This is a genomic window from Sphingobacterium sp. UME9 (assembly GCF_014170215.1).
GTDB lineage: Bacteria > Bacteroidota > Bacteroidia > Sphingobacteriales > Sphingobacteriaceae > Sphingobacterium > Sphingobacterium paramultivorum.
Genome location: NZ_LZZP01000010.1, coordinates 229,685 through 244,086, shown reverse-complemented (window position 1 = coordinate 244,086; position 14,402 = coordinate 229,685). Strand labels below are relative to the sequence as shown.

Here is a 14,402-nt window from a genome sequence, read left to right as displayed (position 1 = left end):
ACTTTATTTACTTTAATTCTTAAAAAGGCTAATGATTATAGCTAATGTTGAAGCAATACCAGTGCCGATACCAATCCAGGCCTGAGAGCTTAATCTTTCTCTTGGTGCACGCTTAGGAACAACAATTTCCGCTCCTGGCTTAACTTCTGGGTATCCTCCATCTTTGCCCTTTACAGCACCATTAGCGTATTGAACAAATACTCTTTTCTTTAAAGCATTATCCGTAAATCCACCAGCTTGGTTCACATAGTATTTTAAATTCTTACCTTTAACATATACCACATTGTTTGGATTTAAAACTTCACCGACAACCTTCACCGTTTCTAATTCCTTTGGTACGTTTATAATATCGCCATCTAAAACCAAGAGATCACCTTTTTCGTAAGGTTTCTCTAAAATCTTATTTAATTCAATACCTACAAGGTCGCTCGGCTCAATATCAGATGCTGAAGTTCCTTGTTGTGATACTTTTGCCAGAGCTGCACTTTTTGCTTTCGAATTATCTACATTCTCTTCCTCGGCATCTTTATATTTTGCCGTTTTGCCATCTTTTTCCTCAACATCAAGGCTGTCTTTTTCAAGCTCCCTTTTCAAACGCTCTTTTTCTTTCTTCTCCTCGGCTTTCAGTTTAGACATTCCGGTGCGTTTTAATGAAGCTCCCTCGGTGTAGGCATACGTTGTCAAACCGCCTGCGCGCTTTATAATATCCGAAATACGCTCATCTTCGCGGGAGATCGTATAGTAGCCTGGATATAGCACCTCCCCTTCGATTTTTACCTGACGTTGAGTGCGGAAACCAGCATCGCCCAAAATAGAGATAACATCATAAGGTTGCAAAGTCATATTAGGATCCATGAGCACGCCATCTTTAATATCAACCAATACAGTTTGCGAAGAACGATGATCTGTCACATCTAAGTTTTTAATACGGCGAGCGATTTCTACGCGAGCATTTTTCGCCCCTTCGGTCAATCCCCCGGCTTTCTGAATGATATCGCCCAACGTTGCATTGCTGGCAAATGGAAAATCACCCGGAAAACGGACCTCTCCTTGAACAGTGAATTTATATTCATCCCTTAAATCAAAAATGGACGAAATCTCAATCTTATCTTCTCTTTTTAGGGGGATATCCGCAGCTGTACCGGCTAGGATATCGCGTACATTAAAACTAATTAATTCCGAAGTATTATCTGCTTTAAGACGATTAATGATACCGCGCTCCAAGAAGGCATCTTCACGCACGCCATCGGCCATCTCCAGAACCTGTTTTAACGTCATGCCTGGCTCCAAACCGAAAATACCGGGACGGAATACCGCTCCTAATACACTAATACGATTGGCAAAACGTTCCAAAATGGGTTCTACAATATATTGATCTCCACCTTTGGGTGTATAATTTGCAAACTGATCGGCATAGATATCTTGTACACTACGTTCGCGACCTGTTGTTTGAAGAACTTTAATTTTTGCACTATAGGCATTCTCTGTAAAGTCGCCAGCATAGCGCAAAATATCCGATAGCGACTCTCCGGGCACCGTTTCAAATATGGCGGGACGCTTAACTTCTCCTTCGAACTGCACTCTGGCTCCATAAACGGGTATATGAATAATATCCTGATCCTGCAGACGGATATTTCCTTGTTGTATGCCATTGGCTAAAAAGTCGTACACATCAATCGTACTCACCACACGATTGCCGCGGATCACCTGAATTTTGCGATAAGTTCCGTTTTTATTCGGTCCTCCTGAGGCATACAATGCATTGAATACAGTCGCCAAGGAAGGCAAGCTGTAAGTTCCCGGCTTAGTAACCGCCCCTGTCAATGTCACCCGAATCGTACGGATATTGCCAATATTAACACTCACTTGGGTTCTTCCCGAACGTAAAGCTGGATAAGTACCACTCAATCGTTGTTCTATTTTACTTTTTGCTGCGGCAATGGACAAACCAGCCACGTTGATCTGCCCCACATATTCTACTTTAATCGTTCCATCGGGACTTACGGGAAGTTGATAAGATGCTTCATTGTCACCTGTAATATCTAACAATATTTCATCGTCTGGACCAATAATGTAGGAGCTGGGTGTAGCCATACGCAGATTGGGTTCAAAAGTGATGGCATTATTCCTAAAAAGGTCTGAGCCAAAAATCTTGAGCTTGCCTTCTTCATTATCAATCGAATCCCTTGTATTCCTCTGCTTATTTTGCAAAGAATCCGCGTTGGAGTAACCATCCACCTGACGACCATTTAAACGACTATTACGCGATTGGTTTGAAGAGCCTTTTAATTGATTTGGTTCTTGTTTTTTACGCTTGATTTTCGCTAGACGATCTTTTAATTTCTGAACTTCTACAGCTGAAACACCCTGTGCACGTGCGAAACCGTCTAACTGACTTTCGTCATAACCCATTAAAGCGGCTTGTTTCACATACTGTTCAATCTGTGCATCACTTAGATTGTCTACTTTTATATTGGCAGGGATGGTCTGTGCGTGTACTGTACCCACAAATCCTGTAAGGCATAACCATAATATTATTCTTTTCATCGACACCGCGGTATTTGCCGCAAAATTAGTAAAACTATTTAATTAAATGATTGAAATATTTCTTGAATCGGCTTTTCAACTGTAATTCATTTGTTATTAAAGACACTTTGCCAAAATACATTGTAACGAACGTAAAAATGAGTAATTTTGCTACAATACAGGATAGCGGCTTATTCATGGATCTATTTTCTTATTTAGTGAAATAGTTATTCCAATAAGAAGGCCTATATTTGCGCATGCGCCAAATTATTTACACAAAAGCTATTCTTATTACGTTAGGATGTACCCTATTATCTTCTTGCCTAAAAAAAGATCTTTACTCGGGCAGTAAAAACGAAGATGAAAAAGAAGTATCACCACCCGATAACAGCGAAAATACAAACCGATATAGCTATCCATTTGGTGAAGAAAAGACAGGACAAGAAGCGGAGCTCATCATTGAGTTTGAAGCTGAAAAAGGAATAATCCATACTCCGACTGTGAGTATTCCGCCGCTGAAATATAATAAGAGCTTATTGTTTATGCTGACACAGGACGATTGTAAGCAGTCGGCATTCAGCATGACCTGGGCTGCCATTAATGGTAAACCAATTGATCGCTCTGATATTAAACGAAAATATTACTACGATATTGAACACCTGGAAGCAGATGACCTCCCTCCAAACAGTTACTTGCTGGGAAAAACGCTGGGTAGTACTGATGGTTTTGGGAATGAAGTACGGTTCCACTTTACAACTACCCTAGCACCCGAATGGGATTTTATGGACGCCCAGACAAATTCCACAGTCAGCCGGATTTCTACTACCCTGCACTCACGCTCAATATCAACGGATTGCACATGAATAGCATTAAATCCATCTCTTCGAATGAAGCTGTAACAGGTTTGACATACGGCAATTTCGACAAGGGAATCAGCGTCAATATAGACTGCCGTAGATTTATACAGGATCATGCAACGCAGTATGTAAATCGGTATCTATCGAAAAAATCCGCCGCAAACCTGTTAGACGCAACGTATCATGTCAACGCACTAAAAGATTCACAAGAGAAAAAAAATCTACTTAGAACGCTTGGTATAGAGTAAAGGTAGCTTAAAATGTATCGTACTGAAAATTTATGATTATATTGTATTTCACTCGTTTGGATTGAAAAAAGATAAAGTGAAAGGATTAACTTTACGAGTGCTCTAAACTGATAAATAATTATAGATAAATTAAAAAATGAAAATTATTTCGATTGTTCTACTGATACCTATTAGCGCGCTCTCCCTTTTGTTTTGGTCTTGTACCAGCACCACGAAAGAAAAGCATAAAAAGAATGAGGCAATGTCCCAAAATATGGCGTCTATCAGCTCGACAGATAGCACATTATTCCATTTCTGGGATAAATTTGATATGCAGGATACTGCCAAGGTAAAAAATCCGGAAAAAGGGGAGCAACAGCTTGCTGATTTTCTCCAGCTCTTGGCGCAGCATCCAGATTCCGCAACAAGAGATAAAGCGATCGATCTCATGCTGGACAAGGCAAAAGTCAATCGGAAAAGCTTTGACTATTTCATCAAACAATATGAGCATTATCTATATGATGGCAATTCGCCCATGCGCAACGATATTGTCTATGAATCCGTATTACGCTATCTGATCAAAACAGATCTGTTTTCCGATCTTGAAAAAGAAGCTTATAGACCAATTTATAAACTAGTACGCCAAAATAAAGTTGGGCAAAAAGCAGAAGACTTCAGCTTTGAACTGGCCAATGGGCAAAAACAAAAGCTGTCCGAAATTAATGCGAAATATAGCCTTTTAATTTTCTACGACCCGGACTGTTCTCATTGTAAGGAAACCATCCATCAACTTCGTGATACCCCTCAGCTCGTTCAGCTCTTTAATCAACTGCAGATACAGGTAGTGGCCATCGACCCATGGGGCGACCGCAGCAAATGGAAAAATTACCAATCCGAGTTATCGTATGAATGGATCAATGGTTTTGACAGCGAAAATAAACTTTTAACGTTCAATTTGTATGATCTCAAAGCTTCGCCAACAATTTACCTTTTGGACGAAAACAAAAAAGTACTATTGAAAGATACCTATTTACAGCAGGTCATTGGGTATTTTGTTAAAACCAATTCCTAACTGATGGCTGAAAACACAAACGAAAGCAAAGCACGGGTTATATCAAACGAAGACTATTTCGCCGAGGTACAACGCATCCTTCGTGAAGGCAAGGAAGTACGCATAAGAGTTAAAGGAAATAGTATGCGTCCATTTATTCAAGATGGGGATACTGTCCTACTCCGTGCATACAGCGGTACCCCCCTGCCCTTAGGCAGCAATATACTCGCTAAAGAAAATGATAAATTTGTGTTCCACCGCTTTGTAGGGAAGAAAAATGGCCAATATATCTTGGCCGGTGATGGTAATCTTATACTCCGTGAATACATTGCGGAGACAGATATTATCGCAATTGCCATTATACATTATCCCAAAGATAAAGGCAAAGTTATAGCTGTAAACGGGACATGGGCAAGATTACGTGGGCTGTGCTGGTACCGCTTCCGATTGTTACGTCGCGTGCTTACCAAATTAAAATTGATTAATTCTGCTCCAGATAGACTAATCAAGTAATTATTTACTCAAGCGCTAAGTAAGATGCTTTAAAAGAATAGATAGAAATTATCAAACAGTTGAATAAAAATTTCCATTTAAAAGCATTGATTTTTAAATGGAATACACCGTTCGTAATTTTTGCTATTGTAGGAAAATGCTAAACTTTAAAAAAAATTAACATTAAACTGTAGCAATTAAGATAGAATTAACGTTGGGTAAATTAAAATAAGTAAATATATGTATATTTGCATTAATTATTTTAGCTCGAATTATGAAGAAAGTTTTTTACAATGTTAAATATCCTTTAAACTATTGCTTTTAATTATCCATATTAAAACTTTTAACAAACTATTTAATAATGCATTAAAAGATTCAATATTCAGAATTCTATAATAATTAAACATATTTATTTAGCTATATAAATATCGAAGAGAAAGCGTTAAGGGTAATAAGATGAAAGTATTAGTTTTAGGGGGAAGTAACGGATTCCTAGGGAGTCATTTAAAGAAGAAGCTTAAGGATCCAATTCAATGTGAATTTGTTTCCATGAGAAATCTGAATTGGTCAAAGGACAATTATCCAACAGATTGCATCATCAATTTAGTAGGTAAAGCCCACGATTTTACGGGCAAGGCAACCGAAGAAGATTTCTTTTTTGCCAACTTTGAGTTAGCAAAAAAGGCGTTTAACCTATTTATTTCCTCCCAAGCGAAATTATTTATCCATATAAGCTCCCTCGCGGCCATTGAAGAAGTAGAGTCTGCAAAATCACTTTCTGAAAATGCTACCTATAACTCCGTTTCACCTTATGGCCGATCTAAACAAGCGGCCGAAGAGTGGCTGATGAAGCAACAATTGCCTGCAGATAAGAAACTAGTTATCTTGCGTCCACCCATGGTGCATGGTGCCGGTGACAAAGGCAATTTAAAACAGTTGTATTCCATCGTAAGCAAAGGAATTCCTTATCCATTGGTTCGATTTAAGAATAAACGCTCTTTTCTGTCCGTGGACAATTTTTGTTTCTTCGTTGAACAGATTCTTTTACAAAATGAAAAGATAAATTCAGGAATCTATCACTTATCCGACGATGAAACTTTATCGTCCAATGAAATCGTAAATATCATGAAACAGGAAACAGGCTTAAAAATTCCTTGTTTTCCACTGCCAAAGCGTATAGTTTCCTTTCTATCGAAAATCGGCGACCATAGTAGAGCTTTCCCTCTGAATACATGGCGCTTAAAAAAATTGACAAGCAACCTCGTTGTTTCAAATAAAAAAATAAAACTTGCATTGGCAATTGAGCGTTTACCCAAAACAGCTAAGGAGGGTCTGCGTGATACCATTAGAGCATTAAGGCAACAGTAAAATCATATTTGAACTTCAAAGCAACAAAACGGACAAGCACTGAAATAAAAATTAAAATTGTGCCTTAAATACGAGCCTTTTATATTGTATTTAAGGCACAATTTATTTATGTTTGATACCATAGCCTGAATCAAGCTATCACTTATTATTATATTTTAAACCTTATGAAGTTAAGAACGGATTTAATTTTGAGAACCATCGGTTCAGATCATTTGATTGTAGACCCCAGCCAAGATATGGTCGACCTGTCAACAGTATATACGCTAAACAGCTCTGCAGCATGGTTGTGGGAACAACTCAAAGGAAAAGAATTCACGACTGACACAATCGTCGAATTACTTTGTGAAAACTACGACGTAAATATTGATCAAGCAAAATCTGATGCTGAAATCCTCCTTCAAGACTTCCAAAAACAGGGTTTGTTGGAAAAATGAAATGAACAACAATAGCTTGAAGCAACACCTGCGTTGGGCTTGGTCAATCACCCAGGGATACCGAAGCAAACTGTTCCTCTATTTCATACTGGAACTGATATGCATTGGCCTTTCCCTCGCTTTTGTGTTTTTATCCAAAAAAGCTGTTGACACCGCCACATCCCACGGAGATCTGCCCTTGAAATGGCTCCTCATTGGTATTGTTGGAAGCATTGCCTTAAATGTCGGAATCAAGGGCTATTCGGGTCGCATGATGGAGCAGATCAAATTGATGCTTACGCTCCAGCTCCAACGAACGATGCTCGACGCACAGATGCTCTCCATATGGCAATTAGTCAAGAACTGGCATACGGGCGATATTCAGATCCGCATCCAGACGGACTGTGAGGAAGTCGCCAATACCATCGCCAATACATTCCTGTCTTTTATATTGACCACAATCCAGCTATTGGCATCGGTCGGTTTCCTGTGGTACATGGACCCGATGCTGGCGCTGATGATCCTGGCCATCTCGCCCCTTTTTGTATTTTCAAAATTGTATTTCCGCAAGATGCGTAAGCTCAGCAAGGAAGTCAAGGAGGAAGAAAGCAATTTTTCAAAGGTACTGCAGGAAAATTTACGTTTTCGGCTGCTCATTCGGGCAATGGGCATCTTCCCCAAGAGAAGAGAGAAGCTCTTAGCGAGCCAGCATCAACTGCTTTTGTTGAAAATACGCCAGCTCAACTTTTCCACCTATACGCAAGGCGCCATGAAAGTAGCCATGAATGCCGGTTATTTAATCGCTTTTATCTGGGGGATCTATCGATTACAAGCGGGGCAGATTTCATTCGGAACAATGACCGCTTTCCTACAACTGGTTGCACGGATACAATCGCCCATCCTCGCATTGATTGCTTATATCCCCGGCTTTGTGCGTTTCCGGGTATCTGCAGATCGGCTATTGGAACTACAAGCTGGAGAAATCGAGCCGCAAGTAACACAGCAGCGTCTCAATCAGACACAGGAACTTCGTATCGATGATCTCTCCTTCCGCTATGAAGATAAGTGGGTATTACAAAATTTAAATCTTTCCTTAAAGGTGGGTGAGCCCACCGCTATCATCGGACCGAGTGGAAAAGGAAAGACAACATTGATCCGTTTGCTGCTGGCACTACTAAAAGCTGAAAAAGGAGAAATTTCACTCATAGACAGGGATGGTGAAAGGCCACTAACGGCCAGCCATCGGATCAACCTCGCTTATATTCCGCAGGGAAATTCGCTGTTCAGCGGTACCATTCGTGAGAATTTACTGCTTCATGTCAAAGACGAAGGAACAATGGATATGCAAAAAGCGCTTTGGCTTGCTTGTGCGGAATTTGTATTTGAGCTACCCGACGGCATCGATACCGTCGTCGGTGAATCTGGCATCGGCCTATCGGAAGGGCAGGCGCAGCGCGTTGCGATTGCCCGCGCACTCATGCACGACGGTGATATATGGCTCTTCGATGAGGTTACTTCCGCATTGGATAAGACGACATCGGATACGTTAATTCAACGACTATTGGAACATGGAAAGCACAAAATCTGCTTATTTGTAACACATGACCTACACCTGGCCGAAAAATGCCAGCAACATATTTATCTCGACTAATCCTAATTCGAGCAACATAATGGATCAATAAGACGCATATCGGCACAGTAGACAAATGAAAAGAAGTAGCTGACAACAGCTATGAAATAAAAAGAAATGACCGGCAAATACTTAAGTCTGAATTTCTAACAAGTTTTTAAAAGACAAATCGGGCGAGCCCACGAAATAATTATTGAAACATGAATTTGACGACATCATCCGAATTATCCCAGACTCGCTACCGCATCGCGGAATTAATACTGGAGTTTAATCATCCTGTACATTATCCGCTAGCACAGCTTCTTCCTTCGTTTCGGGACTTTCAATGGCTAGACTCCGGCGACAAAACAGACATTAGCATCACGGTCAGTCTAGCAAAAGCACCGATACCTGAGGATATGGGCGTACTTCGAACGGACGAATCTATTGCATGGGGAGATCGATTTCGCTTTTATGAAAAAGAGGATACGTTCATCACAACAATCAGCAACGAACAGGGGAACGGACTTTGGTATCTCCAAAGTGACCGCAACTTTGAACATTCAACACTGTATGTCCCATCAAGCTCGGCGGATGAACAGGGCGGTGTTATTACCTGGATGGCCATGATGATCTTTGGGCAGGCGAGTCTTTTACACAATACAATCATGATCCATGCTTCCGTGGCAAACCATAACGGCAGGGGTGTCGCTTTTTTAGGCAAAAGCGGTACCGGTAAAAGCACCCATAGTCGCCTTTGGTTACAACATATTCCAAACACCATTTTACTCAACGACGATAATCCAGCCATTCGAATAACCGATGAAGGCGTATTAATTTATGGAACACCGTGGAGCGGAAAGACGCCTTGTTATAAAAATGAACAACTGCCCTTGCAGGGATTCGTTCGCTTACAACAGGCTCCAATGAATGAATTTGAATGGCAGAAAGGCCTAAAAGGCTTTATCGCGGTATTGCCCAGCTGTACTTCTATCCGGTGGAACAAGGAATTATTTTCCAGCATGAATACCATTTTGGAAAAAATCATCGCTCAGGTTCCTGTCGGTTATTTAAAATGCTTGCCGGATGCTGCCGCGGCAGAACTATGCCATTCTTATCTTTTTTCGAACGAATAAAAGGGGCCTGATTCGTACCTGCTTCGGACTTGCTTCGACCGCGGACAGATGTTGACCCAATATGCAACAGAGCTTGACCAGATCCCGAACAGGAATTATCTGGTCAGGATCTGTACAAAGACGGCACAGCCTTTGTTCGCGCCCGAACGCTGTACGAACAAGGTACGAACACAAGACGAAACTAACGTTTCTTGATCATACCCCGGTCTGGCCGTATATTGACCTCGCCCTGGTTAAGCGTACGATATCCTTTCCGGCTAATGGCATTGATGGAAGCTTTGGTGGTGATACCCGGTGCAGCATCGTTCAATGCTGTCGCCAACATCGTTTCTTTCTTGTCTCCCACGTCGACAAACAAATAATCCTTTACATCGCTTTTATCGGGAACCAACCCATCCCAATAGTCCGAGAAACCAGCAGAATTCTTCAAAAGAAAGGAAACTGGCCAAAAAGACACCTTCTTTTGGACAACCTGCTCAAAGAAGCCTACTGGCTTGCCGTATGTACGGGTACCAGAGGCGATGATCTGCACTTGAAGATAGGGCTTGAGTACATTAATTATCATTTCTGCTGCCGATGCTGTACGGTCACTCACCAGAAAATAGACTTTACTCAAGTTCAAATTGCTCTTGCCTTCAAATTTTGTATCCTGAAACATCTTATTGATGCTCGGCGTCGCTTTGATATAATCGTTCACCTCATAGGTGAGCATCAGCTTTCCTTTGGTAATGGCTCCGCCAATTTTATCGGCGACATAAGCAGACGCATCTACATATCCCCCTCCATTGTAGCGTAAATCAACAATTAAACTTTTAATCTGCTGAGTCTGGAATTTTTCAAAAGCGGCATCGATCTTTTGTTGATTGACATTATTATTTTCAATCTCTTCAAAAGACGATAGGGCAAGATAGCCTACGTTGTTTCCATTATAGGTATAGACGGAATCTTTATAAATGGGATCAATGGTATAACCATTCGCATAAGTAAGATCTTTGATTGTTGTTGTCCCGTCCTGATGTTTCACCTGCAACTTAAGTGTACCAGCGTCCAGGGCAGCATTCAGTTTATTCATCATTTTATCCCGCGCACTTGCATCATTAATCGTACAACCTGTCGTCGTACAGGTGACGGCGATCGAATAATCGGAATCACCGTTGACTGCCGTAATAAAATCGGAACGCTTAAAACCCGCCTTTTGCGCCGGTGATCCACCTTCTACAAAATAGATAATGGGCTGTGCCGTTTTTTCGTCTTCTGTCCCCAATTGAACATAGATGCCATACCCGTCGTTCGTATCCATTTTAAGCCTGCCTGAAGCCGTTGTTCCGGTATTATAACCATCTAGTCCCAGCACATAGGAAAATCGGTCAAAGACCCCGTTTGGATAAGCAGCATGTGCCGGTGTCAGCTTCTTCAGCGCATCGAGCACTAGATCTGCCGAACCATATTTATCCGTGAATTGCGAAGGATCACTGGTATAATCAGGGATGGATTTGTCCCACAGCGAATATAGCTTATAATATTTGTAGATATCATCTTTGATCAGCTGCGCTTCGGTACGCTCCACGGGTTCTGGCTCGGGTTCAGGTTTAGGAGTATCCTTTTTGCAAGAAAAGACAAAAAGTCCAGTCAGTGCTATGGTGGCCAAACGTCCTGTTTGTTTTAAAGGCGCTAAGTTCATAGTTGAAACATTTGTAAAACAAACATAAATAATTTAAGTTGATCCGCAATAAAAAAAACACGCTGACCATGGGGAGCGCCAGCGTGTTTACTACCTATTGAAAAACGTTAGGAGAACAAGCAAAGGCATAAGATAGTTTTAACAAAATCAAAAAATACCCGCCAAGCCTATTTTTTATGCCATATTGATTTAATACTTATATTTTTCCTTCCATTTGTCCCGTAAACTTTGTCTTAGTTTTTCCTCCTGTGAATTTTGCCCGGGCTCATACAATTTGACGCCACTGATTTCTTTGGGAAGAAATTCCTGAACAACAAAATTCCCAGGATAGGCGTGTGCATATTTGTATTCGGCACCGTAATTTAAGTCCTTCATCAATTTGGTCGGCGCATTACGGATATGCAGCGGTACAGACAGATCTCCGGTTTGTTTCACCAAGGCCTGCGCCTTATTGATCGCTTCATAGGAAGCATTGCTTTTAACCGAAGTCGCCAGATAGATCACCGTTTGCGACAGAATGATACGTGATTCGGGCCATCCAATAACATTGACTGCCTGAAAACAATTGTTGGCCAACAACAGGGCATTGGGGTTGGCATTGCCAATATCCTCAGAAGCCAAAATCAACAACCTTCGGGCAATAAAGGACGGATCCTCCCCCCCTTCGATCATCCGTGCAAGCCAATAGACTGCGGCATTCGGATCAGACCCACGGATGGATTTAATAAAAGCGGATATAATATCGTAATGCTGCTCACCCGCTTTATCATAAATGGCCATATTTTGCTGTACCTGTTTCAGGACAAAGGCGTTTGTAATTGGCTCTTTGTGCAATACTGCCGCATTGACAACCAGCTCGAGCACATTTAACAATTTACGTGCGTCGCCACCAGACAGCCGCAACAAGGCCTCATATTCTTCGACAACAATTGCCTGTTTCTGTAAATATTCGTCTTCATGTAATGCTTTTTGGATCAATCCAATAAGATCTTCTTCCGAAAGATGTTCCAATACATATACCTGACAACGCGAGAGCAATGCGGAGATGACTTCGAACGATGGGTTTTCTGTCGTAGCACCAATAAGTGTCACCAGACCACGCTCAACAGCCCCCAAAAGGGAATCTTGCTGGGACTTGGAAAAACGGTGAATCTCATCAATAAATAAAATGGGTTGATCTTGGTTGAAGTTCATCAGCCGCTCGGCTTTTTCAATCACTTCACGAATATCTTTCACCCCGGCCTGAATTGCACTTAATGAAAAGAACGGCCTGTCGAGTTCTCTTGCGATCAGCAAGGCCAAACTTGTTTTTCCGACCCCTGGAGGGCCCCACAAAATCATGGATGGAATATTTTTTTGCTGGATCGCATGGTAGAGTACTGCATCTGGGCCGACAATATGTTGTTGTCCCACATAATCGCTCAATTGCCGCGGTCTAAGTCGTTCTGCTAATGGAATTCGTGTCGCCATAACACAAAGTTAAACATTAAACGGCACAGCGACTAAATATTTTAGCTTTAATCATCCAGTCTCTTCGACGAAGAGTACGGTAAAGCGATAAGCTTCAAGCTTTCATCAGCATAATTCTAATGGTCAGCATTCACCGCCCGATAGTACTTTAACATTTTTTCACACAATTTTTCGTCATATTTGCTCTATTATATATGTAAATTGCTTTTGGCAGAGCATAACCGAACGTACAGGTTTATCGAATCAAGGAGTAGATTGCTCAAATATGCCCTTTAGCTAAATTTAGGTAGACGTTAATGATAACGTAATATTTTATGAGAATGACAAAATACTGGATTTCTATAGTTACCGCTTTGACTGCATTCATGAATATACCATGTCAGGTAATCGCACAGGATGCCGCCAAAGATTATACTGGCGCAATAAAACAATACGATGCTTCCTTTAGGGGTATCGGCCCAGAGGTCTATTTTTTACCGCCTCCAAAAACGGCCAATGAAATACTAGCAGAGAACTATGCGGACAAGAAGTCTTTCAGCAAAGAAATTGCAAGGCAGCTCCTGCTCCAGCGACTGTTATTGCAACTGCGGAGCACCAATAACCTGGGGCATTTTCAATATTTGATGAACCCCATGCCTACGGCGGCAAATAACTGGAATAGCGCTATAGAGACGCAGACAAAGGCTGAAAACTGGATTGCGGGTTATGCGCTTGCCAATGAAGCCGCCTTATTTTCAATTAAAAATAACGATAGCAGCAATGCGTCAAAGTTTTTATATCAGGCACTTTCTTTGGCAAATCGTACCGATAACAAGGATGATATAGCCACCATCAATATGAACATCAGCAATTTCCAGCTGTATCGTGGAGACTTTGTACGTGCTGAAGAGAGCGCACAAAATTATCATACCTATGCCATGAAGAGCAAAAGCTATGCAGACCAAGCCAACGCCTGGCTTCTAATTGCTATGGCACGAGCCGGTCAGGGAAATTATAAAGCTGCCGAAAACAATATTATCCGCAGTGCGATCCCTTTACTCAATAAGGCCAAAGCCTATGAGGGGAAGATTTTCGCATGGGAAATGCTTGCTGAAATTTATTTTAAGCAAGATAAATTTACCGAGGCTCAGTGGTTTCTGCTACAGGCCCGCGATTTGGCCAATGCCAAAAAACTAAGTAGCGAGCTCGCTGAGATTGAATACCTGTTGGCCTCATCCAAGCAAAAAGATGGTAATTATAAGGTAGCGATCAAAGAATTTGTGCAGGCTGCTGAACTGGCTTCGGATGAAAATAACAAACAGCTCTCACTTGCTATATTGGATAAACTGGGTGAGGTGTATCTTGTGCTAAAAGATTATCCATCTGCTGATCAGACCTACAAGGCCTATACGCAGTTAAAAAATGAACTGTACAATTGATATTTAAAAACAATCTACCTCTTCGCGTGGTCTGTTGTAAGGACAGTCTACAAAGAGATTTTAAGCTTTTTGTAAATATTAAAGGATAAATCAAATAAATTTTTAGATTCTGCGGTAATGTGCTATGAATTTCACTAAATTTAGCACGCTCATC

At 41.3% G+C, this 14,402-nt stretch carries 12 protein-coding genes; 9 read left to right on the top strand and 3 right to left on the bottom strand.

Translation table 11 applies throughout. The annotated features are described in order from the left end of the window. Positions 1–12: 12 nt before the first annotated feature. On the bottom strand, positions 13–2,547 hold the full coding sequence (locus A9970_RS16290) for an SLBB domain-containing protein (RefSeq protein WP_182983038.1): 2,535 nt from the start codon (positions 2,545–2,547) through the stop codon (positions 13–15). Positions 2,548–2,783: 236 nt separating this feature from the next. On the opposite strand from A9970_RS16290, the gene A9970_RS16285 reads away from it, so the two are divergent. From A9970_RS16285 to A9970_RS16255, 8 genes are all read left to right on the top strand, one after another. Next, on the top strand, positions 2,784–3,389 hold the full coding sequence (locus A9970_RS16285; RefSeq protein WP_220801632.1) for a hypothetical protein: 606 nt from the start codon (positions 2,784–2,786) through the stop codon (positions 3,387–3,389). Further along, on the top strand, positions 3,386–3,631 hold the full coding sequence (locus A9970_RS28530; RefSeq protein WP_259655416.1) for a hypothetical protein: 246 nt from the start codon (positions 3,386–3,388) through the stop codon (positions 3,629–3,631). Before A9970_RS16285 ends, A9970_RS28530 begins: the two co-directional genes overlap by 4 nt. Before the next feature lie 136 nt (positions 3,632–3,767). After that, on the top strand, positions 3,768–4,682 hold the full coding sequence (locus tag A9970_RS16280) for a DUF5106 domain-containing protein (RefSeq protein WP_182983037.1): 915 nt from the start codon (positions 3,768–3,770) through the stop codon (positions 4,680–4,682). Positions 4,683–4,685: 3 nt separating this feature from the next. Further along, positions 4,686–5,174: a S24/S26 family peptidase gene (locus A9970_RS16275; protein WP_182983036.1), complete on the top strand. Its 489-nt coding sequence runs from the start codon at positions 4,686–4,688 to the stop codon at positions 5,172–5,174. Positions 5,175–5,609: 435 nt separating this feature from the next. Further along, a complete protein-coding gene (locus A9970_RS16270; RefSeq protein WP_182983035.1) occupies positions 5,610–6,521 on the top strand; it encodes an NAD-dependent epimerase/dehydratase family protein in 912 nt (303 codons plus the stop codon). Positions 6,522–6,685: 164 nt separating this feature from the next. Next, a complete protein-coding gene (locus A9970_RS16265; RefSeq protein WP_182983034.1) occupies positions 6,686–6,955 on the top strand; it encodes a PqqD family protein in 270 nt (89 codons plus the stop codon). Continuing rightward, positions 6,903–8,585, top strand: coding sequence for an ABC transporter ATP-binding protein (locus A9970_RS16260; RefSeq protein WP_259655415.1), 1,683 nt, complete (start codon positions 6,903–6,905; stop codon positions 8,583–8,585). Before A9970_RS16265 ends, A9970_RS16260 begins: the two co-directional genes overlap by 53 nt. Before the next feature lie 179 nt (positions 8,586–8,764). Continuing rightward, positions 8,765–9,679 (top strand): hypothetical protein, encoded by a 915-nt coding sequence (locus A9970_RS16255; RefSeq protein WP_182983033.1) that lies wholly within the window; start codon positions 8,765–8,767, stop codon positions 9,677–9,679. Between the two features lie 181 nt (positions 9,680–9,860). On the opposite strand, the gene A9970_RS16250 is transcribed toward A9970_RS16255, so the two are convergent. Both A9970_RS16250 and A9970_RS16245 read right to left on the bottom strand, forming a co-directional pair. Then, entirely contained in the window at positions 9,861–11,360 is a 1,500-nt protein-coding gene (locus A9970_RS16250) for a S41 family peptidase (protein WP_182983032.1), read from the bottom strand. Positions 11,361–11,549: 189 nt separating this feature from the next. Then, the gene (locus A9970_RS16245) at positions 11,550–12,830 is read right to left on the bottom strand and encodes a replication-associated recombination protein A (RefSeq protein WP_046673775.1); all 1,281 of its coding nucleotides are present in this window, start codon (positions 12,828–12,830) and stop codon (positions 11,550–11,552) included. Between the two features lie 314 nt (positions 12,831–13,144). Between A9970_RS16245 and A9970_RS16240 the strand changes: the two genes are divergently transcribed. After that, entirely contained in the window at positions 13,145–14,248 is a 1,104-nt protein-coding gene (locus A9970_RS16240; RefSeq protein WP_182983031.1) for a lipopolysaccharide assembly protein LapB, read from the top strand. Positions 14,249–14,402 lie beyond the last annotated feature (154 nt).

What these genes read in the sequence shown, in the direction of transcription:
- A9970_RS16290 (WP_182983038.1), bottom strand. Translation starts at nt 2,547, where the DNA reads ATGAAAAGAATAATATTATGGTTATGCCTTACAGGATTTGTGGGTACA.
- A9970_RS16285 (WP_220801632.1), top strand. Translation starts at nt 2,784, where the DNA reads ATGCGCCAAATTATTTACACAAAAGCTATTCTTATTACGTTAGGATGT.
- A9970_RS28530 (WP_259655416.1), top strand. Translation starts at nt 3,386, where the DNA reads ATGAATAGCATTAAATCCATCTCTTCGAATGAAGCTGTAACAGGTTTG.
- A9970_RS16280 (WP_182983037.1), top strand. Translation starts at nt 3,768, where the DNA reads ATGAAAATTATTTCGATTGTTCTACTGATACCTATTAGCGCGCTCTCC.
- A9970_RS16275 (WP_182983036.1), top strand. Translation starts at nt 4,686, where the DNA reads ATGGCTGAAAACACAAACGAAAGCAAAGCACGGGTTATATCAAACGAA.
- A9970_RS16270 (WP_182983035.1), top strand. Translation starts at nt 5,610, where the DNA reads ATGAAAGTATTAGTTTTAGGGGGAAGTAACGGATTCCTAGGGAGTCAT.
- A9970_RS16265 (WP_182983034.1), top strand. Translation starts at nt 6,686, where the DNA reads ATGAAGTTAAGAACGGATTTAATTTTGAGAACCATCGGTTCAGATCAT.
- A9970_RS16260 (WP_259655415.1), top strand. Translation starts at nt 6,903, where the DNA reads ATGCTGAAATCCTCCTTCAAGACTTCCAAAAACAGGGTTTGTTGGAAA.
- A9970_RS16255 (WP_182983033.1), top strand. Translation starts at nt 8,765, where the DNA reads ATGAATTTGACGACATCATCCGAATTATCCCAGACTCGCTACCGCATC.
- A9970_RS16250 (WP_182983032.1), bottom strand. Translation starts at nt 11,360, where the DNA reads ATGAACTTAGCGCCTTTAAAACAAACAGGACGTTTGGCCACCATAGCA.
- A9970_RS16245 (WP_046673775.1), bottom strand. Translation starts at nt 12,830, where the DNA reads ATGGCGACACGAATTCCATTAGCAGAACGACTTAGACCGCGGCAATTG.
- A9970_RS16240 (WP_182983031.1), top strand. Translation starts at nt 13,145, where the DNA reads ATGAGAATGACAAAATACTGGATTTCTATAGTTACCGCTTTGACTGCA.